Origin of the sequence: Nocardiopsis kunsanensis DSM 44524 (assembly GCF_000340965.1) — a bacterium.
Taxonomy (GTDB): Bacteria; Actinomycetota; Actinomycetes; order Streptosporangiales; family Streptosporangiaceae; genus Nocardiopsis; species Nocardiopsis kunsanensis.
This window is the reverse complement of sequence record NZ_ANAY01000030.1, coordinates 43416-64443: the sequence shown is the minus strand read 5'-3', so window position 1 is coordinate 64443 and position 21028 is coordinate 43416. Positions and strand designations below refer to the sequence as shown.

The window sequence follows — 21028 nt, the reverse complement described above, 5'->3', positions numbered from 1 at the left end:
CCGTCCTACGCTCCCTGACGGCCTATGACCACTGACCCCTTGGAATTACTCATCTAGGCGAAGGGTTGGGGCCATGGGTTCAGTTCCTCCTCGCTGGGTGCGGCCGACCGGGCCCAGGAGGGTCGGCGGAGTCGGGGGGGTCCCGGTGAACTGCGCCGCCGGGGAGAACGACAGGGGCACGAGCCCGGGCACGAGCACACGCACCGCGTGCATGCCGACCCGGGCTGCTTCGTCCGTGGTCAGGTCCACGGCGAAGACGTCCTGGCCGGCCTCGGCGAGCCGGCCGTAGAGGACGTTGAGGGCCTCGCCAGGATCCTGGGGCAGGCGGGCCATGTCCTCGGGGCGCCGACGTGGCAAGCGTTCCTGACGCAGGAAGTCGAAGGCGTGCGCGCGACTCGCATCGGCCATGTGGACCGCCCCGTGCATCACGTCGTGGAAGGTCCGCGGGTCGTCGGGGGCCTCCTGCCCCTCTTCGATCGCGATCCAGGTGGACTCGGACTCGCGTACCGCTTTGAGCGCCGCGTCGACGGGGTCGGTCGAGGTGGCGCAGGTGACCAGTTGGGACCGGCGACGGCCGGGGCGTTCGGAGAGGCAGTAGACGGTGGGTGCCCCGAGGTCGGTCGTGGCGTCCAGCAGCGTGACGCGGGTTCCGGACTCGGCCATCTCCCGGAGGAAGTCGCGGGTGGGCGCGTCCAGTCCGCCGGTGTCGATGTGGGGAAGTGAGAGCCGGCGCAGCCACGTCGTCGCGATGGCCTCGCGCTCGACGACCTCGAGCAGGCCGCCCAGGAGAGCACGGCGCGGGTCGGTGTGGACCGCGCATCCGGTGGAGATGGGCAGCCATATCCGCTCACTGTCCATCTGCGGAACGATGTAGAAATACACCAGGATCGCGGGGACCCACGCGGGCCTACCGCTCCTGAGGTCGACCCCCCGCACCCACCTGACGGGCTCGTCCGGTGAGGGACGCCGCAGGCGGCAGAGCGGATCGGCCTCCTCCGCCTCGGAGACGGAGGCGAGAGAGCCCAGGTCGAGGGTGGCTTCCCCCTCGGCCTCCAGTTCCCTCTGGGTGGCCCAGTGCATGGGCAGGTCGTGCCACAGGCAGGTGGCGTAGCGCTCCAGCGACTCGGCCGTGGCCAGCCAGGAGGCGCGGCGCTGGTCGCGGTCGGTGCCGGCCCCGTTCATCGTGCCCGGTTCCGGTACGGGGTCGTGCGTGGCCGCTTCCTCGGAGACCGCGCTCAGGTCTCCCAGCCCGGCGCCCGCGACGAACCAGTCGGTCAGGGTCGCCGATTCCAACCGACCCGCGTGGCTGACCAGACCGGCCCTCGGTGAGACCAGGGCCTCGATGTCGGCGAGTGTCGGTGAGCTGTTCATCGCTTCTCCTGGTCCCAGACGAAGAGCTTGGCCGCCACGAGGATCAGCCCGACCGCCCAGGCGGCGACGATGCCGGCGGAGGCCCACCACGAGTGGTCCGGAGCGAGCCCGACCAGATCGGCACGGAGCATGTCCCCGAGCGGGGCGAAGGGCAGGAACCGGTTGACGTCGTCGAGGACCTCCGGCAGAAAGTTCGGCGGGACCAGCAGTCCGGAGACCATGAGGACCACAGGCAGGATCCACCCGCCGATCTGGGTGGCGATCTCGGTGTTGCGCAGGCGTGCGGCCAGGACGAAACCGAGCGAGCTCATCAGGACCAGTGTCAGCAGCGCGCTCATCAACAGCGTCGGCAACTTGACGGGGTCGAAGAACCCGAGCGCGTAGGCCAGTGCGGCCAGGACGAGAAACTGCAGGGCCGCCATGGCGAAGCGCACCGGCGCCTGTGCCAACAGGAACGTGAGCCGGCTGAGCGGTGTGGTGCCCAACAGGCGCAAGGTCCCTTGGCTGCGCAGTTGGATGACCGGTACCGCCGTACCGAACAGGGCGAGCGAACCGAAGGAGAGGACGAGCACGCCCGGCAGGCCGAAGCGCAGGGCGTCGAAAGGGGGTTCCCCGTCCGGTGTGGTGGCCGTGACCCGGTCGGGGTCGGCGCCCGCTTCGGTCAGGGCGTCGACGACGGTGTCGGTGGTCGCCGCAGGCTGGACGCTCTCCAGGCTGATGGGCCCCGAGAGCCCCGAGGGGGCGTCCACGAGGACGTCCATGGCGTCGCCCTCGTCCACGGACGGCCGGCCGTCGGCTGCCTCACCGGGAGGGGCCATCAGGGTCTGGCCGTCCTCCTCGAGCGCCGCGGTGACCTCCTCGGGGGTGTCCTCGGTCAGGGCGATGTTGGGGTCGTCGCCGCCCATGACGGTGTTCATGAAGAAGAACAGCAGGACGAACAACAGCGGGAAGACCAGGCCGAAGCCCATCGCGCGCGGCTGCCGCAGCAGGGAGACCGACGTTGCCTTCGTGAGTTGGGTGAATGCGCTCATCGAGTGTCCAGGGGGAGCTCGGTCCGTCGGGGCGCGTCCTCGGCCGGTTTGCGCTGTCCTTCGTCGTCGATACGTGATCCGGTGACCGCGGCGAAGGCTTCCTCGAGGTCGCCGCGGCGGATGTCGACACCGGCCGTGTCGGACCCGACGAGGAGGGAGAGGGCCTCGTTGAGCCGGTCCTCACCGACCTCCACCTCGACGAGGTCGCACCCGCCGCGGGTACCGCGCCGTTCCAGATCGAAACCGTGTTCGCGGGCCAGGTCGGCGATCGTTCCGTAGTCGGAGGCCTCGAAACGCAGCTGGCACCCGGGGGCGTGCTCGGCGACGATGCGGGAGGGCGGCCCTTCGGCCGCGAGACGTCCGCCGTCCACGACCACGATCCGGTCACACAGTTCCTCGGCCTCGTCCATGTGGTGGGTGCTCAGGATGACGCAGCGGTTCTCGCCCCGGAGCTCGGCCACGGCCCGGCGCAGGGCCTTCCGGTTGACGGGGTCGAGGCCGGCGCTCGGTTCGTCCAGCAGCACCACCTCGGGGTCGGGCAGCAGGGCCATGGCGATGCGCAACCGCTGGAACTGGCCCCCGGACAGCACACTGACCCTGCGGTCGCCGAAATCTTCCACCCCGAGAGGCCCGGTGACGTCGGGAACCGCAAGAGGGTTCCGGTAGAAGGACGACCACAGCTCCAAGGTCTCCCGCGCGGTCAGTTCGGGCATCAGCGCGGCGTGCTGGGGCTGCACGGTGACCCGTTCGCGCAGGCGCAGGGGACGGGGCTCCGGATCCAGCCCGATGACCTCCACCGTGCCCCTGGTGCGGCTGCGCAGACCCACGCAGGTCTCCAACAACGTGGTCTTGCCCGCGCCGTTGGGTCCCAGCACCCCGACGATCTCGCCCCGGTGCGCGTCGAAATCGACGCCGTCCAGAGCGACCGCTGGCCCGTAGACCTGGGTCAGTCCTCGTACACGCACTGCCGGGTCGTCCCGGCCTCCCTCGGCCATCGCCGCTCCTCTCACTGTGCCGGAGCTCGGTTTTCTCGTCCCGAAAGATGTTCCGGCACAGCACTAAGAGCGGCTTTAAACATGGCTAATCCGTCCGGGTGCGGCCACGCGGACCGCGGTCCCCGGTGAAACCGGGCAACACACCGGCGCGGCGAAGCGGCACCGGGAGCCGCGCGCTCCCGCCCGCGCTCACCACCCGGTGGCGGCCAGGAGGCGTTCCTCGAGCGCGGGCACGAGCGTGCGCATGTAGCTGGCGGTGACGTGGCCGTCGTCCCAGTGCACGAGGACGTTGCCGACGACCGGGCGGCACACCCCCGGCTCGCAGAACTGGTCGGTGAGGTCGAGGGGGCTCACGTTCTCGGGCAGGTCGGCCTCCTCCAACGGGGAGATCTCCGCCATGGAGTTCCCGGGCTCGGAAGTGCATTCCTCGGGCCCGGCACCGGACAGACACTCAGGGACGTCGAACCCTGGGCGCGGAGTGTCCCGCACGGCAACGACCTCGATACCGAGTTCGCCCAGCTGCCGCCACCGGGCGGGGTAGCCGTCCACGACCTGTTCCTCCCCGTAACCCGCCGAGGTGTCGAGGCTGGTGGTCGTACCGGTGGTGAAGACCGCGTCGGGGCGCAGGTCGGCGAGCTCGGCCATGACCCCGTCGTTCCACTCGGCGCACTCGGTGTAGGGCTCGCCGAGGTAGCTCTGCGGGGCGTCGGTGAACAGGCAGGCGCCCTTGACGATGTTGAGTACGCGCCAGCCTCGGTCCTCGGCGATCTCCTCCAACGCGGGGAACCAGTGTGCGGCGTGTGACCCGCCGACCAGCGCGACCGTGCGTCCGGGGTCGTCGGCACCGTACTCGCACACGATGACGTCGGTCCCGGCGGTGTCCTGGTTGCACCCGTCGTCGTAGGTCACCGGCAGGTCGGTGTCGGCGTGCGCGGGATCGGGGTGGACCGGGGCGGGGTACTCGTCCTGGTCGCCGTCGTTCAGCGCGGGCGCTCCGGGGTAGCGCTGCGGGTCGGCGAGCTGCTGCTCGAGGTTGCGCTGTTCGGCCTCCATACGGGCCGACCACGTGCCGGCGGTGAGCAGCAGCGGGAGCAGACAGGCCAGCGCCAGAGCAGGAGCGCGCAACTTCCCGCCGCCGCGTCCGAAGTCGGTGGCGCGGTCGGCGACGGGTGTGGTGACGGCGGCCAGCACCACCGACAGCACCAGGACGGCCGCCCCGCCCAGCGGGCTCGCCAGGGTGCGTTCCGTCGCGGCCAGGTAGAACACCAGCACCGGCCAGTGCCACAGGTACAGGGCGTAGGAGATGGAGCCCAGGTAGCGGACCGGGCGCAGGGTCAGGACCCGGTCGGCGCCCCACGGTGATCCGGTGGTTCCGGCCACGACGACCGCGGCGGCGGCGAGGGTGGGCCACAGCGCCGCGTACCCGGGAAAGACGGTCGACACCTGGAGCAGGACCCCGCACAGCACCAGAGCGGTGAACCCGGCCCACCCCAGCAGCAGGCGCAGAGCCCGTGGCGGGTTCAACCACGGGAGGGCGAGCGCGAGGAGACCGCCGAGCGCGAACTCCCACAGCCGGGCGCCGGTGTCGAAGTAGGCCCACGCCTGGTCCGTGCCGGTGATGTGGACGGAGTAGGCGAGGGAGGACACGAAGATGCCCGCGAGCACGACGAACACGCCGCGGCGCGCGGCGGCCGTGCGCCGCGCGGTGCCGCTCTCCGTGTCCACGCGCTTCCCGCCTGCACGCCGGGTCGCCGACCACACGGCCGCACCGATCACCAACGGCCACAGCAGGTAGAACTGCCCCTGGATCGACAGCGACCAGAAGTGCTGGAACGGTCCGGTCGTCCCGTCGCGCGCCAGGTAGTCCGCGGAGTCGAGCGCGAGCTGCCAGTTCAGGTGGTAGAGGGCGGATGCGAGCGCCTGTCCCGCGTTCTCCTGCCACAGGGTCTCGGGCAGCAGCAGCCGCGCTCCGACCAGGGCCGCCGCGATCACCAGGACCGCCGTGGGCACCAGGCGGACGGCCAGACGGCTCAGGAACGCCCCGTACCGGATCCCGCCGCGTTCGCAGGCCCGGACCAGCGACCCGGTGATGAGGAAACCCGTGATCAGCAGGAAGACGTCGACGCCGCCGGAGACCCGGCCGAACCAGATGTGGTAGGCGGCCACCAGCAGGACGGCGACGGCGCGGAGCCCGTCGATCTCGGGCCGGTGCCCGCCGCCGAGGCGCTGCGTGTGGTCCCGTGCGGCGCCGACCCGACCGGTACCGTCCCGGCGCTCGGGTGCGGCCGGGCCGTGCTGCGGCGAGGAGAGGGCGGTCATGGCCGCTCATGGTGACGGCCCCGGGTGACGTCCCGGGATACGCGGACCCACGCCCGCCCCACCGGCCGGCGAACCGTCCCCCTCACGGTGCTTCAGGCACACGGACCCGCAGCGCGGACCGGAGGCCGACGGTGGGCCGCGCCCGCAGCCCCGGGGCAGGCAGAGAGGGCGGGCCCGGCAGGACTGCTGCACCGGGCCCGCCCCGCGCTTCGGATCAGCCCACGAGCGCTTGCCAGGTCACCGGACCCGCGTAGCCGTCCACGACCAGTTGGTTCAGGCTCTGGTAATCGCGTACCGCGCCGTCCATCACCGGACCGAAGTTGCCGTCGACGAGCACGCCTGCGCTGCGCTTGTTCATGGCTTCCTGCAGGCCACGTACGTGGGAGCCGTCAGAGCTTCCCGTGTCGAGTCCGTACACGATTTCCGGCCAGGTCTCGGGGCCCACCTGGCCGTCGACGACCAGACCTTGGTCGCTCTGGAACTCCTGCACCACGTCCACCGAAACCGGGCCGTAGTAGCCGTCGATCTCCAGATCGGCTCCGCGTTGGTTCATCAGGTGCTGGATGCTCTTGACCCGTTCGCCGTTGGACTCCGGGTCGATCCTCGGCCAGCCGCCGCCCAGGTCGACACCTCGACCGTTCATGAAGGGGACGGGGTCGGTGCTGGTGCCGGTGCTGCTGAGCCCGCCGGTATGCGTCTCGAAGTGCAGGTGCGGGCCGGTCACGTTACCGGTCGCTCCCATGTCGGCGATGAGCTGGCCGGCGGAGACCGAGGCGTCGAGTCCGACATGGTAGGCGCTCAGGTGCCCGTAGAAGCTGTAGACGTTGTTGCCGTGGGAGATCACCAACGCCTCACCCGTGCGGCCGGCCAGCCCGCCGCCCCAGGAGCGGCGGATCACGGTGCCCGCAGCGGCGGCGTAAACACCGGTACCGATGTTGTTGGTGACGTCCTGGCCCTCGTGCCCGTAGTTGCCTCTCGGTGCGCCGTAGTGGCCGCCGGTCGGGAAGTACCCCAGGGCGGGGTTGCACCAATCCCCGTTCATGGCCGCGGTCCCGGCCGCGTACGCGGGCGTTGTTCCGGCGAGGCCGGCCACGGCGGCGGTGGCTCCGGCTCCGATCCCGAAGAACGTCCTGCGCGACCACGGGGAGGGGGACCCGTCGTGGTGGCGGTTCGAACCGTTGGAGTCAGCGGGGGGCACAGGTGCTGAGCATGATCCACACATGTGTACTCCTCGAAGGAAATGTTTGTAGGGGGTGAAGCGAGGGATTCTTTCCTTCACGAGGGAGTCTAGGTGCGCCGACGTGAACATGCACGGGGGTGACCGGTTCTTCTCGGTTCGGCCCGGCGACGTCCCGGCCTCCTGTACCTCCTGGCTCTCACCGGAGACCGACCCGACGAGCTGGGAGAACAGCACGATCCCGTTGGGCGTGGTGATGTGCGCGATGTCCACGTCGGGGACGACGACCAGCGAGGTCGTGTCGCCGTTGGCGGGTTCACCGCCGAGCGGGGAGGACGCCAGGATCCGGTGTCCGACGTCGAGGCCGGCCCCTGCGGGGAAAGGCGGTCATGGTGACGGCCCCGGGTGACGTCCCGGGACACGCGGACCCACGCCCGCCCACCGGCCGGCGAACCCGGGCCGATGGATCACGGGCCCCGCCGTCGACGGAACCGGAGGCCGGACCGGCCTGCTCCCTGTCACTCAAAAAATGTGCGGTACCTGTGAACCAAGCGCCGCTTTCCGGGATCATAGTACACGGAAAGGGTTGCAGGAACCCGGAAGAACAGCGGGAGACCGCCTTATCTAAACTTAACAACCTCCGATCATGATACTCCTCGACTGGAGCGAGTGAATTCGGCAGACCCTACGAACAAGGGGTTCCGGCCCGCCTGACCGAAAATACTCTTGCATCCTGCCTACGAACACGCGTCGGGCGCTACACGTTTACCACCCGGTAGCATTCACCACCGACGAATCCCCCGCCATCCCCCGTCAATACACATCGCTGAAAAAAGAAAGAGATGACATGAAGCGCGATGTTCGTTCCACCGCCCTGGCTCTCCTGGCCACGGGCCTGCTGGCCATCGGTTCGACCGCATGTTCCAGCGAGGCCATCGGCTCGGTGGCGGAGAACGTATCGGCGGACACCGAAGCCACGGACGCGGGCAACACTTCCGAGGGAGATTCCGCAGAGTCGCGGACTCTGACCGGTGAGCTGGAGTACCTGGCTCCGGGTGAGTACATCATCGACGGCCAGGCGTTCTACGTCGCCGAGAGCACCCGGATCCTCGGCGGCATCCACACCTGCCCGGCCGAGGACGGCGCCGACGAGAACGGCTCCGGCACCGTCGAGTGCAGCTTCGACGAGTTCGACACCGCACTCGAGAACGGCACCGTCGTCCTCGCCGAGGTCGAGATCGTCGACGGCATCGCCGAGAGCATCACCGAGTACGAGGCTTGATGCGCTGACCGGCAGGAGACGTCGAGGGGCCGTCGCCCGAGCACGGGTGGCGGCCCCTACAGCTGTACGGGTTCCCGGTCCGGGTCGGAGACCAGCCGCGGATCGCGGTCACGCAGCACCGCGACGAGCGGCGACGACGTCCCGGCCTCCTGTACCTCCTGGCCCTCACCGGACATCAACCCGACGAGCTGGAAGAACAGCACGATCCCGTTGGGCGTGGTGATGTGCGCGATGTCCACGTCGGGGACGATGACCAGCGAGGTCATGTCGCCGTTGGCGGGTTCACCGCCGAGCGGGGAGGACGTCAGGATCCAGTGTCCGACGTCGAGGTCGGTCCCTGCGAGGAAGTGGTCGGCGACGGCATGCAGCACACGCAGGACCCACGCGGGCACGGCCGTCTCCTCGGGTCCGCGCGGGATCCGGCAGGTGAACTCGAATCCGGCCCCGGAGACCCGGGGCTCCTCACTGGTCTTCTCACCGAGTTCGGTGAGACCGAAGGTCACGAGCAACCAGTGCCCGTCGAGCGGGTAGGCGAGCACCCCGTCGAGGCCGCCCTTCTTCCCGCCGTCCTCGGTGTCCTCACCGTCGCGGGCCGGGAACTGGATGGTGAGGGGCTGCACGTCGGGGTACTTCTCGGCCCACTCCTCGTAGATCCGGGTGAGCCCCGGCATCAGCTCCAGCATCGTGTCTTCGCCCCTCCGCTCGATCTCGTCCGTCCTGTCCGAGGATAGGAGTGACCGGTGAGCACCGCGTCCCTGTTGTTTCGCGCGGGTCCACAGCGGCGAAAGCTCCCCGGGAGATTCCGAACCTGTTGAGGAGGCTGTGTCATGAGAGGTCTGCGTCTGCCGTCGGGCGCCGAGTTGCCGGTGCTGGGCCAGGGCACCTGGGGCATGGGCGAGGACGCGTCGGAACGGGCGTCGGAGGTCGCGGCGCTGCGGCACGGGCTCGACCTGGGCCTGGGCCTGATCGACACCGCGGAGATGTACGCCGACGCCGAGGAGGTCGTGGGCGAGGCGATCCGGGGCCGCCGTGACGAGGTGTTCCTGGTGAGCAAGGTCCTGCCGAGCAACTCCTCGTACGCGGGCACGATCGACGCGTGTGAACGGAGCCTGCGCCGCACGCGCACCGACCATCTCGATCTGTTCCTGCTGCACTGGCGGGGCGGGGTCCCGCTGTCGGAGACGGTGTCGGCGCTGATCGAACTCCGCGAGGCCGGCAAGATCGGCGACTTCGGGGTGAGCAACCTCGACACCGGCGACATGGACGAACTCTGGGGGGTCGAGGGGGCCCGCGACTGCGCCACGGACCAGATCCTGTTCAATCTGACCCGGCGCGGACCGGAGCACGACCTGATCCCGTGGTGCCGCGAGCACGGGCTGCCGGTGATGGCCTACTCCCCGATCGAGCAGGGACGTCTGCTCGGGGATCCGGTGTTGGCCGAGGTCGCCGAGCGCCACGGCGCCACCCCTGCCCGGATCGCCCTCGCGTGGGTGCTCGCGGGTGAGGGTCTGTGCGCCATCCCGAAGGCGAGTCGGCCCGAGCACGTGGAGCAGAACCGTGCAGCGCTCGACATCACACTCAGCGACGCGGATCTGGCGGCACTGGACGAACGTTTCCCCGCACCGGACCGCGCCACACCGCTCGAAGTGCTCTGACGGCCAGTACCCGAGGGTCGGGGGCCGGTTTCGGTGTCGGTACCGGGTCCTGACCTTCGGGTGAGAGCTTTGCTATGGGCGCGAGACCGTCCTTGTCCGCACATGGCAGCACTTGTAGCTTTCCTCCAACTTCGCCCACCCGGGTGAAAGTTCCTGTCCCGAGATCCCCGCTCGGTTTCGTAGGAGAGGCAGTACCCCCATGTCCAGACACACCACCGGCCTGCCACGGCGCCTGGCCTCCGTGCTCGCCGCAGCCGCGCTGGCCGTCACGCTTCCCCAGACCGCACACGCAGCCGAGACGTCCGCCGACGGCCCGAACACCACCCCGACCGCGCCCGCCCCGGCCGACCGCGCCGCCGAGGACCGGCTCGCCGCCGAGGCGGAGCTGGAACACGCGGCCGTCCCACCCGGTCCCCTGACCTTCGGCGCCGAGGCCCTCTCGTCCGTGGAGAGCGCCGCGGCCGACGCCGCGGCCGGGGCCTCCTGCGGCATCTCCGCCAAGGAGGCCACCGCGATGGCGCTGGCCCCGGTCTGGCCCGAGATCGTCACAGGCACCCAGGCCACGCCCTCACCGATGACCCTGTCCCGGTTCGACAACCAGGCGGGCCTGTACGACCCCGCCGGCCGCGACGGCCTGTTCTTCAACCCGGGCGTGGGCCTGTGGCAGATGGACTCGGCCGGCCTCGGCACCGACAACACCGCCGGCGAGGCCATCGACAGTGCTTGGGTGTCGGGCCTGGTCACGCCCTACATCGTCGACAAGTACTGCAGCGCCCTCAACGGCGGTTCCAGCGCGCCGGACGCCCGCGCCACGGCCTGGAACGACTGGAACGCCTGCTCCGGCGGCGAGTGCGACACCGTGTACTGGCGCGCATTCAACGACGGGGTGACCGCCGACGGGAACGTGGACCGTTACGGGGGCGCAGAGCCGCGCACCTGTGAGTACCAGGGCAGCACCTACGGCTGCCTGTTCGTGGACATCGCCGACGCGCAGGGCGCGGACTGGTGGGCCGCCCCGGATGCGGGCCGTTCGCCGCTGCCGCACCCGTTCTACGTGCTGCGCGACGACTCCGGCGGCTCCACGGAGGAGGTCCGGGTGTTCCTGGGCGAGGACTCCGGCCACGGCACGGACGTCACGGCGACCCGTCCGTTCGGCGGGGATGCCCGTGACTCGCTCACGTGGACCGACGGCCGGGGCCTGTGCGACACGACCGAGGGCCGCGGCGCCTGCTGAGGCCCCTCCCCTGTTCCCTGGAGGAACACCCGGCCCCGGGGGCGACGGTGGGCCGCACCCGGCTCGCCGTCGCCCGGTTCTGGTGTGTGAAGCTGCCTGTGATCCCTGTCCCGCGCGCCAGACTCCTCTTGCCCCTACTGGCGTTCTGCACTACTCGGCAGTAACATTGGCTTGTTACTAGTCGGTAGATCCGCGTGTACGACACCGCGGCCAGGGACACAGCGGAGCTGTCCATGACGCATTACAAGAGCAACCTGCGCGACATCGAGTTCAACCTCTTCGAGGTGTTCCGCCGCCAGGACGTGCTGGGCAAGGGCCCCTTCGAAGACCTCGACGAGGAGACCGCCCGCACCATTCTCGACGAGGTCAACCGCCTCGCCACCGGCGTCGTCGCCGAGTCCTTCGAGGACGGCGACCGCAACCCTCCGGTCTTCGACCCCAAGACCAACACGGTGCAGATGCCCGAGAGCATCAAGAAGTCCTACCAGGCCTACATGGACGCCGGCTGGTACAACCTCGACCTCCCCAAGGAACTCGACGGGCTCGGCGCGCCCCGCTCCCTCGTCTGGTCGGCCTCCGAGCTGATCCTGGGCGCCAACCCCGCCGTGCACATGTACTCGGCCGGCCCCGGCTTCTCAGGCATCCTCCACGCCGAGGGCAACGAGAAGCAGAAGGAGTTCGCCAAGCTCGCCATCGAGCGCGGCTGGGGCGCCACCATGGTGCTGACCGAACCGGACGCGGGCTCCGACGTCGGCGCGGGCCGCACCAAGGCCACCGACCAGGGTGACGGCACCTGGCACATCGAGGGTGTCAAGCGCTTCATCACCTCGGCCGAGCACGACATGTCCGAGAACATCTTCCACCTGGTGCTCGCGCGCCCCGAGGGCGCGGGCCCCGGCACCAAGGGCCTGTCGCTGTACCTGGTGCCCAAGTTCCTGGTGAACGACGACGGTTCCCTCGGCGAGCGCAACGGCGCCTACGTCACCAACGTCGAGGACAAGATGGGCCTGAAGGCCTCCACCACGTGTGAGCTGACCTTCGGCGAGAACCACCCCGCCATCGGTTACCTGGTCGGTGACAAGCACGACGGCATCCGCCAGATGTTCCTCATCATCGAGTACGCCCGCATGATGGTCGGGACGAAGGCGATCGCCACCCTGTCGACCGGTTACCTCAACGCCCTGGAGTACGCCAAGGAGCGCAAGCAGGGCAACGACCTGGCCGGTTCCAAGAAGGACCCGAAGGTCACGATCACGCACCACCCCGACGTGCGCCGCAGCCTCATGACGCAGAAGTCCTACGTCGAGGCCATGCGCGCCCTGGTGCTCTACACCGCCACGCAGCAGGACGAGATCCAGATCGCCGAGGCGGCGGGTGAGGACGTCACCGCCCTGGAGGCGATGAACGACCTGCTCCTGCCGATCGTCAAGGGTGTGGGCTCGGAGCGCTCCTACGCTCTGCTGTCCGAGTCCCTGCAGACCCTGGGCGGCTCCGGGTTCCTGCAGGAGTACCCGATCGAGCAGTACATCCGCGACGCCAAGATCGACACCCTGTACGAGGGCACCACGGCGATCCAGGCGCAGGACTTCTTCTTCCGCAAGATCGTCAAGAACGGTGGCGCGGCCATCGGTCAGCTCTCCGCCGAGATCAAGGAGTTCGCGAGCTCCGAGGCCGGCAACGGCCGGCTCAAGGAGGAGCGCAAGCTGCTCCAGGAGGGCGTCGAGCACGTCGAGAAGATCGTCGAGCTCATGGTGGGCCACACCATGGGCGCCGCCGAGGACCAGCGCGAGCTGTACAAGGTCGGCCAGAACGCCACCCGCCTGCTCATGGCCTTCGGTGACGTGGTGCTGTCCTGGCTGCTGCTGCGCCAGGCCGAGGTGGCCCTGAACAGCATCGACGGCGCAGAGGGCGCGGACAAGGACTTCTACACCGGCAAGATCGCCGCCGCGCGGTTCTTCACCGAGCAGTTCCTGCCGCGCATCGCCTCCGAGCGCAAGATCGCAGAGGGTGTCACCAACGACCTCATGGACGTGCCCGAGGCCGCGTTCTAAGGGGTGTGCCGAGCGCCTTCCCGGCGCCCCCTCACCGCACAGGGGCGGGGCGGTCCAGCTGGACCGCCCCGCCCTTTCGTCGTTCGCGGGGGACACGAACGCGGGCCGGCCGGCTCAGAGCTCGAGCTGGCCCAGTTCGAGCACGTCCAGCAGACGCCGGGACAGTTCCCATTCCTGCCCGATGGGGAGAACCGGTTCGACGGTCGGGCCGTTCTCCCCGCGGAAGGTCTCCCAGACCATGCACCAACGCATCCCGGCCCCCTCACCACGAAGGACCACGGCTTGCGTGGCGTGGTTGAGTTTCGCGGTGATCATCAGGCGGGAGACGTCGAGCTCGAAGCGCATCCCGCGGGTCTTGAAACAGACCAGGAGGTCACGGGCGGCTTCCTTACGGGTGAGCGGTCGGGGGTCTCCTCCGTCCTCGGGCCGGGGGTCGGCCTCCTCTGTGAGCCCGTGGCTTCGGGAACAGGTTCCGGGCGTCTTCTTCGGGGGAAACTCCATGCACCGAATATGGAGCCACAGGTATTGGCGTGGCCATAGACACAGCTCAAGTGGAGAACGACGAAAGGAAATCACGGAAGCTGTGGTGGGGCCGACCCTCCCGTGGTTTCCTATGGCCATGGCCAAGAAGGTTCCCGCTGCAGAGAATCAGACGTTGAGGCAGTTCGGCACCGAGCTGGCTCGGTTGCGCAGCCTGTCGGAGACCTCGCAGCGAACCGTGGCCGGGCATACACAGATATCACCCCAGCTCGTCGGCGCCATCGAGCGCGGGGAACGTTATCCGAGCCTGGAGTTCTCCCAGAAGGCGGACGAGCTTCTCAACGGCGGTGACCTGCTCGGATCGCTCTGGCGCAAGATGCAGAACGACGCCTACCCGCACTTCATCGGGGAGCTCGTCGACGTGGAGCCGTTGACGCGGATGTTCCGCGTGTACGAGCCCCAACTGGTTCCCGGCCTCCTCCAGACCGAGGGCTTCGCCCGTGCTGCCCTCACCGGGGGCAACCCGCGTGAATCACGCCATGCTGTGGAACGACTCGTCACCGGACGTATCGAGCGCCAGAGGATCTGGGACGGCCCAGCGCCCCCGCACATGGTGGCCGTCCTCGACGAAGTGGTGCTCACCCGACCGACCGGAGGCGCCTCCGTCATGTCGGCACAGATCTCACGGATGCTCACGATGATGGAGAAACGCCTGCTCAAAGTGTTGGTTGTCCCAACCGAACGCGATGGACACCCCGGCCTCACCGGTCCCTTCACTCTTCTGTCTCTCGAGGACGGCAGGGAAATCTCCTACGTGGAGGAAGCCCTTGCTGGCAGGATGGTCCATGATCGCGAGGGCATCCGCACTCTGTCATTGCAGTTCGGAGACCTGCAGGAGGTCGCGCTGTCCCCGGCCGAGTCTCAGCGGCTCATGATGAAGTTGAAGGAAGGCTTCGATGGAACTCACCTGGCATAAGTCCAGCTACAGCGGCAACCACGGGGGAAACTGCGTGGAGGTGGCGGAGACGCCCGAAGCCGTGCACGTGCGCGACACCCAGCACCCTCATCTCGGCAGACTCGACTTCAGTCCCGAGACGTTCGCGGCCTTCGTCTCCGACCTGAAGGCCGGCCGCGCCTCCCCCTCCTAGAACCTCCGCCCCGCCTCGCCCCTCATCCGGCCCCGGCCTACCGCAGTGCCGTCCACGGACCCACGCGCGGGTCGGCTCCCGTGGACTTCTCCGACACCTTGCTTGCGGCCTCCCCCGGGGCCGCGGGCTTCAGGCGTTCTTGCGGCCGCGCAGGATCAGGTAGAAGAGCACGATCGTGGCGGCGGTGGTGGTCGCGGCCATGGGTGCGAACGCCGGCTGGAAGGCTCCGGGGTCGTCGGGCAGGCTCTCCAACACGGCACCGGCGGCGACGGTACAGAGCACGGCGGTGGTGAAGCCGCTCATGTTGACCAGCCCGGATGCGACACCGGTGCGGCCGGCCGGGATGCCGTCGCGGGCGAAGTCGAAGGAGACCGTGGGGGCGAGGGTCTGTCCGACGGCACTGGCCCCCATGGCGGTCAGACCGAGCCAGGTGGGCACCTCACCGGTGGGCCACAGGACCATGAGGAGCCATCCCAGCGAGAGGGTGCTGCCCAGGGTCAGGGCCACACCGGTACGGATCCTGGTGTTGCGGCCGATCGCCATGCCGGCGATCGGGGCCATCCACAGGGGCGCGGCCGCCACCGCGGTGAGGGTCCCGGCGGCGGTGCTCGCGTCGAGGCCGAGCCCGTCCACGAGGAAGGGGTAGCCCCACAGCACCATCAACATCGTGAAGGGCGCCATGATCGCGGCGTGGTGGGCCATACCGATGCGGGGGCCGCGGGCTGCCAGGGCCTCCTTGAGCGCGGCCCACACCGGGATCGGTTCGACGACCGTGGACCGCCCCGCGGCGCCCTCGGGGCGGTCGCGCACGACGAGGAGCACGAGCAGGGCCATGACGGCGGTCAGCGCGGTCACGCTCATGAAGGCGACGGTCCAGCCGAACCCGTCCAGGGCCCAGGCCAGGGGCGCGGCGCTGGCCACCTGTCCGGTGCCACCGACCACGGCGGTGAGCCCGCTGACGAGGGAGTAGCGGGCGCGCGGGAACCACAGGGCGGCGAGCCTGATGACGTTGAGGAAGACGAGGGCGTCACCGAGGCCGATGAGGAAGCGTCCGGTGACGGCGAGTTCGATGTTGGGCGCCGAGGCGAAGAACCCGGAGCCGATCACCATCGCGCCGACACCGAGGACGAGCGTGTAGCGCGGGCCCATGCGGTCGGCGAGCAGTCCTGCAGGGATCTGGAAGAGGACGTAGATGAGGAGCTGCAGCATCGGCAGCATCGACAACAGGGCCGGGCCCACGTCGAAGCGTGCCTGTGCTTCCAGGGCCGCCACGCCGAGGCCGTTGCGGTGGAGCATGGCGAGGAAGTAGCCGCCGACAGCGACCCCCCAGACGATCCAGGCACGTGCACCGCCAGTGGGTTCGGTGGTCCCCGTTTCCGCCCCTCGGGAAGTCCTGTCGTCGGATCTTTCTGTCTGTGTCACGTGGCCGCTTCTCTCCTCGGGTCGTTCTGGAGGCAGTCTCCTCCACGCGCGCGTGCGCGAGGGACAGCGGGGGTGAGGCAGTGGCCATCGGCCTCGGAAAAGCCCGCACGGAGGCGTGTTCCGGGAAGGGCAATGAGGCGTCCGGAGTCGGTCAAGCGTTCCCCACCAGCACAAAGTCACGGTATGCGACAGAACTGGGACACCGTGTGCGATACCTGGGTGAGACTCGCGACAGAGGGGGCCGGATGAGGGTGTTTTCAACCCGCGCCCACTTTTCGTACACCCGTACCACACGCCGACTTCCAGCTGCCCAAACAAGGTGCAGTACAGATGAGACCCGATCGTTGGGTGTGATATTGGCCACAGAAAGAAGTCTCGACTACCGCCGGTCAGTTACTGCTAGCATCCGGAGCGCAAAGAATAACTGCGAGGTAACGGCACCGTACGTACCTCACCAAGCTTCTTTGTGGAGCGGGCCCGTCGGCCGACGAGTACGGCGGGGGCGCTCGAACCGCGGCGACGTGGCCGCACACAGAACGGAGCCCCGCGGGGCACCGGCCACACAACAGGTCCCCGCCGCGGTACCCGAGAAACCCTGGAGTCCATCTTGAGTCACTGGCGTCTGAACAACCCCCGGTCCACCCGGGCGAAGTCGGCACTCGCCAGCCGGGTCAAGCACAAACCCCGCCACGCCTTCTGCGCAGAGCGGGCCATCACGGCCCTCCTGGGGGAGCTCGCCCCCACCGCCACCCGCCGGCTCAACTGGTCCGGCAGCTCCGAGATGACGGTCATGACCGTGCGCGAGGACATCAACGTCTGGTGCCGCGACGGACAGTTCTTCTGGAACGATCTCGGGCGCACCTTCTGCCATCCCGCCAGCGACCCCTCGGGGGCCGCCGCGCTGCTGGACCCCTTCTCCGGGACACCCCAGCCCTCGACGTACCACTTCCCCCACACGGTCGCCACGCCTCGGCGCCCCATGGTCGCCGCCTGACGCGCACCACACACGCCCGTGCACCCCGCTGGGCGTGTGATCATCACCGCGCCGCCCGGGCCGCCCGCGGCGGCGCCCTCTCCTCTCCTCCTCTGCGAGACTGAGTCCGGGGAACACCCGTGCCCGCAAACCCGTGCACGTACATGCCGTGCACCGCGACCAGTGAGGAGACTGGGGACCATGATCCTGATCGTCGTGAAGTACCGGGTCAAGCCCGAGGCCAAGGACACCTTCCTGGACGCCGTCGCCGGCTTCACCGCCGCCACCCGTGCCGAGCCCGGCAACCTGTGGTTCGAGTGGTCCCGCAGCGTCGAACGCGACGACGAGTTCGTCCTCGTCGAGGCCTTCCAGGACGGGGCCGGCGAGGCCCACGTCAACAGCGACCACTTCCGCGCCGGGCTGGAGTCCATCAAGCCGCTCCTGGCCGAGACCCCGCTCATCGTCAGCCGCCAGGTCGAGGGCGAGGGCTGGGACCGCATGGGCGAGCTCCAGATCGACTAGCGTTCCTGGTGCTTGCCGGGGGCGGTCCCGCTCCCGGACACCGGAGCGAGGAGAGTGCGAGGCGATGGACCCCTACGTGGCCCGGCAGGACCGTTACGAAACCACCGAGTACCGTCGCAGCGGCAGGAGCGGACTGCTCCTGCCCCGCATCTCCCTGGGGCTGTGGCAGAACTTCGGCGGGGACCGTCCCCTGGAGGGCCAGCGCGCGATCCTGCGGCGCGCCTTCGACCTCGGGGTGTTCCACTTCGACCTCGCCAACAACTACGGTCCGCCCCCGGGCAGCGCTGAGGAGAACTTCGGCCGTGTGCTGGCCGAGGACTTCGCGCGCCACCGCGAGGAAATGGTCATCACGACCAAGGCCGGCTACGTCATGGGCCCGGGCCCGCACCTGAACGGCGGGTCCCGCAAGTACCTCCTCTCCTCCCTCGACAACTCCCTGCGGCGCATGGGCCTGGACTACGTCGACGTCTTCTACAGCCACCGTCCGGACCCGGACACCCCGCTGGAGGAGACCATGACCGCGCTGCACCACGCGGTGACCTCCGGCCGGGCCCTGTACGCGGGGATCTCCTCCTACAGCCCGGCCGCCACCCGCGAGGCCGCGCAGATCATGCGGGAACTGGGTACACCCCTGATCGTGCACCAGCCCTCCTACTCGATGCTCAACCGCTGGGTGGAGGAAGGCCTGCTGGCGACCGCCGCCGACGAAGGCATGGGTGTGGTCGCCTTCTCCCCGCTCGCGCAAGGGCTGCTGACCTCCCGGTACCTGGGCGGGGACGTACCGTCCGACTCCCGTGCCGGTGTGGGCCGGCCGAGCTGGCGGCAGAACATGCTCGGCCCCGAGGTGCTGGAGCGGGCCCGCGCGCTCAACGGGATCGCCGAGGAGCGGGGCCAGACCCTGGCGCAGATGGCGATCTCGTGGGTCCTGCGCGAACAGGGCGACCACACCGTCACGACCGCGCTCGTGGGCGCCTCCGGCGTGCAGCAGCTGGAACAGAACCTCGCCGCGCTGGACGCGCCCGGCTTCACCGAGGAGGAGCTGCGCCGCATCGACGAGTACGCCGTCGACTCCGACGTCAACATCTGGGCCTGGGCGACCCGGACCCGGCCCTGACCTTCCGGCTCACCTGTCCCGCTCTGGCCGTGGGCGGCACCGCGTTCGACGAGCCCCCTCGAGTCCCTCCGCGTCCCGGCCGAGAGACGGAGACGGGCGAACAGTAAGCTGCACACGCGACCCCCCGTGCCAGAAACCGAGAACCCCCATGCACTCCCTCGCTGACGACGACCCGACCCGGATCGGCCCCTACCAGATCACCGCCCTCCTGGGCAGTGGCGGTATGGGCCGCGTGTACCTGGGTTTCGACCGCGACGGCCATCCGGCCGCGGTGAAGGTGGTCAGGGCCGAGTACGCCTACGACCCCGACTTCCGTGAACGCTTCGCCCATGAGCTCTCCCTCGCCCAGAGGGTGCACGGCCATGGCGTTCCGCGGGTGTACGCCGCCGACACCTCGGGGGAACGTCCGTGGTTGGCCACCGCCTACGTCAAGGGGCCTTCCCTGCAGCATCTGGTGGAACGCACCGGACCGCTGCCCGAACCCTCCGCCGTCCTCCTGGCTCGCGCCATCGCCCAGGCCCTGGCCGGGGTGCACGCCCGAGGACTCGCCCACCGCGACCTCAAACCCGCCAACGTCATGGTCGCTGCCGAAGGGCCGCAGGTCATCGACTTCGGTATCGCACGCGCCACCGAGGACGGCCGCCGGACCGACGACGACACGATCGCCGGCACGCCCGGGTACATGGCACCGGAGGCTTCCCGCGGCGAACAGGCCGGCCCGCCCGCCGACGTGTTCGCGCTCGGCGGGGTGCTCGTGTGGGCCCTGACCGGCGTGGGCCCCTTCGGCGACGGCCACCCTTCCTCCGTCGTCTACCGGACCGAGAACCTCGACCCCGAACTCGACCGGATCCCCCCGGCCCTGCGCCCGCTCCTGGCCGCGTGCCTGGACAAGGACCCCGCGCGCCGTCCCACCGCCGCTCAGGTCCTGCAGACACTCGGCGGTCCCGTCGCCCCCGCCTCCGACGCCGCCCAGTGGTTGCCCCCGCGGTCCGCGGCCGCCGTGAACGAGGCCACCGCCGAGTACGACCGGGTTCGCGCCCTGTCCGGGAGCGGTTCGAAGGCGCGCGGGCTGCTCGTCGCCGGCGCCGCCGCCATGGCGCTGTGCCTCGTCGGCGGGTTCGGGTTCTGGGCCGCCTCCGATCCCTTCGCGCCACCGGAGGAGAACCAGGCCGCCGGAGAGGGGGAGGGAGAGGTCCCCGAGCGGGAGCGGTGCGACCCGACCCAGCACCTGGCCGAGGAGTTCACCGAGGCCGCCTCGGAGACCCCGACCATCCCCTCCAACACCGACCGCGTCTTCAGCCGGTTCTCCAACGACGGGTCGGTCCTGGCCGTGTCCGGCAACCGCGGGGTGGTGCTGTGGGACTGGCAGGCGGGCACCGAACTCGCGCGCATCGAGGCGAACCTGCCGCACAGCGCCAGTGTCCCCCGCTTCAGCCCGAACGACTGCCTGCTCGCCTGGGGCACCGAGGAGGGTGCCCAGGTCTACTCCCTGGAGAGCGGCGAACTCACCGTGCACGCCGAGGGCCGCGAGATCCGCGAACTCGCGTTCTCCCCCGACGGCGACGTCCTGACCGTGGGTGACGCCGGTTTCGACAGCGCAGGCGGAACCTACGACATCGATCTGGAGAGCGGCGACACCGTTCAGGTGCACCGCGACGGCGAAGCGATGGTGAGCCTGGTGTACGGCCCCGAGGGCGAACACCTCGCCGGCATCGACAACATCGACCAACTGCGCGTGTGGGACGCCGCGACCGGCGAGGTCGTCTACTCACACGACAGCCTCGCGATGCTCGACATCGGCACCGGTCTGACCCTGCTCGGTGACGGGGAGCTCATCATCGCCACCGCCGAGGGTCCCGTCCACTACGACTTCCTGACCGACGATGGTGAGGGCTTCGTCTTCCACCCCGACGAGGACGACGACGAGGACGCCTACAACGCCGATCTCCTCGAGTTCGCTTACGCCCCGCACGCGAACCGCATCTACACCGTGCGCGCCGAGACGGCCGACGAGGACGACAACGGGAACGGCGAACAGGACGTCTACCTGCACATCTGGGACTGGGACCACACGCAGGACGTGGAAGAGGAAGAGATCGAACCGGAGAGCGAGGCCCTCGGCCTGGGCATGTCGGTCCACCCGGAGGGCGAAGTCGTCTCCGGGACCGATCTCGAAGCGGGACAGATCATCATCATGTCCCCCGACACCCTCGCCGAGATCGACCGCCTCGGCTGAACCGGACGACGACTTCCC

Annotated in this window: 18 protein-coding genes; 10 read left to right on the top strand and 8 right to left on the bottom strand. The window is 69.5% G+C overall.

Features of this window, described 5'->3' with window-relative positions; translation table 11 throughout:
* Positions 1-45: 45 nt before the first annotated feature.
* From D456_RS24450 to D456_RS0117850, 5 genes are all read right to left on the bottom strand, one after another.
* Positions 46-1371 carry a YcaO-like family protein gene (locus tag D456_RS24450; RefSeq protein WP_051049490.1) on the bottom strand — a complete coding sequence of 442 codons (1326 nt, stop codon included), beginning with the start codon at positions 1369-1371 and terminating at the stop codon, positions 46-48.
* A complete protein-coding gene (locus D456_RS0117865; RefSeq protein ID WP_017577552.1) occupies positions 1368-2402 on the bottom strand; it encodes an ABC transporter permease in 1035 nt (344 codons plus the stop codon). The genes D456_RS24450 and D456_RS0117865 overlap by 4 nt, the downstream gene beginning before the upstream one ends.
* Complete coding sequence (locus D456_RS24445) at positions 2399-3397, bottom strand: ABC transporter ATP-binding protein (protein ID WP_017577551.1); 999 nt, start codon at positions 3395-3397, stop codon at positions 2399-2401. The genes D456_RS0117865 and D456_RS24445 overlap by 4 nt, the downstream gene beginning before the upstream one ends.
* A gap of 189 nt (positions 3398-3586) precedes the next feature.
* Positions 3587-5716 (bottom strand): acyltransferase family protein, encoded by a 2130-nt coding sequence (locus tag D456_RS0117855; protein WP_017577550.1) that lies wholly within the window; start codon positions 5714-5716, stop codon positions 3587-3589.
* A 214-nt stretch (positions 5717-5930) separates the two neighbouring features.
* Positions 5931-6914 carry a peptidoglycan-binding protein gene (locus D456_RS0117850; protein ID WP_017577549.1) on the bottom strand — a complete coding sequence of 328 codons (984 nt, stop codon included), beginning with the start codon at positions 6912-6914 and terminating at the stop codon, positions 5931-5933.
* A gap of 826 nt (positions 6915-7740) precedes the next feature.
* On the opposite strand from D456_RS0117850, the gene D456_RS0117845 reads away from it, so the two are divergent.
* Positions 7741-8175 (top strand): hypothetical protein, encoded by a 435-nt coding sequence (locus D456_RS0117845; RefSeq protein WP_017577547.1) that lies wholly within the window; start codon positions 7741-7743, stop codon positions 8173-8175.
* 56 nt (positions 8176-8231) lie between these two features.
* Here the strand turns inward: D456_RS0117845 and D456_RS0117840 are convergent, their stop codons facing one another.
* Entirely contained in the window at positions 8232-8858 is a 627-nt protein-coding gene (locus tag D456_RS0117840; RefSeq protein ID WP_017577546.1) for a suppressor of fused domain protein, read from the bottom strand.
* 144 nt (positions 8859-9002) lie between these two features.
* Between D456_RS0117840 and D456_RS0117835 the strand changes: the two genes are divergently transcribed.
* From D456_RS0117835 to D456_RS0117825, 3 genes are all read left to right on the top strand, one after another.
* The gene (locus D456_RS0117835) at positions 9003-9830 is read left to right on the top strand and encodes an aldo/keto reductase (RefSeq protein WP_017577545.1); all 828 of its coding nucleotides are present in this window, start codon (positions 9003-9005) and stop codon (positions 9828-9830) included.
* 199 nt (positions 9831-10029) lie between these two features.
* Positions 10030-11064 (top strand): hypothetical protein, encoded by a 1035-nt coding sequence (locus tag D456_RS0117830; protein ID WP_017577544.1) that lies wholly within the window; start codon positions 10030-10032, stop codon positions 11062-11064.
* A 233-nt stretch (positions 11065-11297) separates the two neighbouring features.
* Positions 11298-13115: an acyl-CoA dehydrogenase gene (locus tag D456_RS0117825; RefSeq protein WP_026115981.1), complete on the top strand. Its 1818-nt coding sequence runs from the start codon at positions 11298-11300 to the stop codon at positions 13113-13115.
* A gap of 114 nt (positions 13116-13229) precedes the next feature.
* On the opposite strand, the gene D456_RS0117820 is transcribed toward D456_RS0117825, so the two are convergent.
* On the bottom strand, positions 13230-13616 hold the full coding sequence (locus D456_RS0117820) for a hypothetical protein (RefSeq protein ID WP_017577542.1): 387 nt from the start codon (positions 13614-13616) through the stop codon (positions 13230-13232).
* A gap of 154 nt (positions 13617-13770) precedes the next feature.
* On the opposite strand from D456_RS0117820, the gene D456_RS0117815 reads away from it, so the two are divergent.
* Together D456_RS0117815 and D456_RS0117810 are read left to right on the top strand one after the other, a co-directional pair.
* The gene (locus D456_RS0117815; protein ID WP_230479994.1) at positions 13771-14571 is read left to right on the top strand and encodes a helix-turn-helix domain-containing protein; all 801 of its coding nucleotides are present in this window, start codon (positions 13771-13773) and stop codon (positions 14569-14571) included.
* Entirely contained in the window at positions 14552-14743 is a 192-nt protein-coding gene (locus D456_RS0117810; protein WP_017577540.1) for a DUF397 domain-containing protein, read from the top strand. Before D456_RS0117815 ends, D456_RS0117810 begins: the two co-directional genes overlap by 20 nt.
* Positions 14744-14872: 129 nt before the next feature.
* On the opposite strand, the gene D456_RS0117805 is transcribed toward D456_RS0117810, so the two are convergent.
* Positions 14873-16165 (bottom strand): MFS transporter, encoded by a 1293-nt coding sequence (locus D456_RS0117805; RefSeq protein ID WP_017577539.1) that lies wholly within the window; start codon positions 16163-16165, stop codon positions 14873-14875.
* Between the two features lie 607 nt (positions 16166-16772).
* Here D456_RS0117805 and D456_RS0117800 point away from each other — a divergent pair.
* The 4 genes from D456_RS0117800 (at position 16773) to D456_RS24440 (ending at position 21010) form a co-directional block, all read left to right on the top strand.
* Positions 16773-17159: a hypothetical protein gene (locus D456_RS0117800; RefSeq protein ID WP_017577538.1), complete on the top strand. Its 387-nt coding sequence runs from the start codon at positions 16773-16775 to the stop codon at positions 17157-17159.
* Positions 17160-17339: 180 nt separating this feature from the next.
* Positions 17340-17660, top strand: a complete 321-nt coding sequence (locus tag D456_RS0117795; RefSeq protein WP_017577537.1) for a putative quinol monooxygenase — start codon at positions 17340-17342, stop codon at positions 17658-17660.
* A gap of 64 nt (positions 17661-17724) precedes the next feature.
* Positions 17725-18774: an aldo/keto reductase gene (locus tag D456_RS0117790; protein ID WP_017577536.1), complete on the top strand. Its 1050-nt coding sequence runs from the start codon at positions 17725-17727 to the stop codon at positions 18772-18774.
* Between the two features lie 148 nt (positions 18775-18922).
* A complete protein-coding gene (locus D456_RS24440; protein WP_051049489.1) occupies positions 18923-21010 on the top strand; it encodes a WD40 repeat domain-containing serine/threonine protein kinase in 2088 nt (695 codons plus the stop codon).
* The last annotated feature ends 18 nt before the right edge of the window (positions 21011-21028 follow it).

Bases quoted from the DNA above. Each gene is read 5' to 3' on its own strand.
- D456_RS0117790 (WP_017577536.1), top strand. From the start codon at position 17,725: ATGGACCCCTACGTGGCCCGGCAGGACCGTTACGAAACCACCGAGTAC.
- D456_RS0117810 (WP_017577540.1), top strand. From the start codon at position 14,552: ATGGAACTCACCTGGCATAAGTCCAGCTACAGCGGCAACCACGGGGGA.
- D456_RS0117825 (WP_026115981.1), top strand. From the start codon at position 11,298: ATGACGCATTACAAGAGCAACCTGCGCGACATCGAGTTCAACCTCTTC.
- D456_RS24445 (WP_017577551.1), bottom strand. From the start codon at position 3,397: ATGGCCGAGGGAGGCCGGGACGACCCGGCAGTGCGTGTACGAGGACTG.
- D456_RS24450 (WP_051049490.1), bottom strand. From the start codon at position 1,371: ATGAACAGCTCACCGACACTCGCCGACATCGAGGCCCTGGTCTCACCG.
- D456_RS0117835 (WP_017577545.1), top strand. From the start codon at position 9,003: ATGAGAGGTCTGCGTCTGCCGTCGGGCGCCGAGTTGCCGGTGCTGGGC.
- D456_RS0117865 (WP_017577552.1), bottom strand. From the start codon at position 2,402: ATGAGCGCATTCACCCAACTCACGAAGGCAACGTCGGTCTCCCTGCTG.
- D456_RS0117795 (WP_017577537.1), top strand. From the start codon at position 17,340: ATGATCCTGATCGTCGTGAAGTACCGGGTCAAGCCCGAGGCCAAGGAC.
- D456_RS0117840 (WP_017577546.1), bottom strand. From the start codon at position 8,858: ATGCTGGAGCTGATGCCGGGGCTCACCCGGATCTACGAGGAGTGGGCC.
- D456_RS0117830 (WP_017577544.1), top strand. From the start codon at position 10,030: ATGTCCAGACACACCACCGGCCTGCCACGGCGCCTGGCCTCCGTGCTC.
- D456_RS24440 (WP_051049489.1), top strand. From the start codon at position 18,923: ATGCACTCCCTCGCTGACGACGACCCGACCCGGATCGGCCCCTACCAG.
- D456_RS0117845 (WP_017577547.1), top strand. From the start codon at position 7,741: ATGAAGCGCGATGTTCGTTCCACCGCCCTGGCTCTCCTGGCCACGGGC.
- D456_RS0117855 (WP_017577550.1), bottom strand. From the start codon at position 5,716: ATGACCGCCCTCTCCTCGCCGCAGCACGGCCCGGCCGCACCCGAGCGC.
- D456_RS0117820 (WP_017577542.1), bottom strand. From the start codon at position 13,616: ATGGAGTTTCCCCCGAAGAAGACGCCCGGAACCTGTTCCCGAAGCCAC.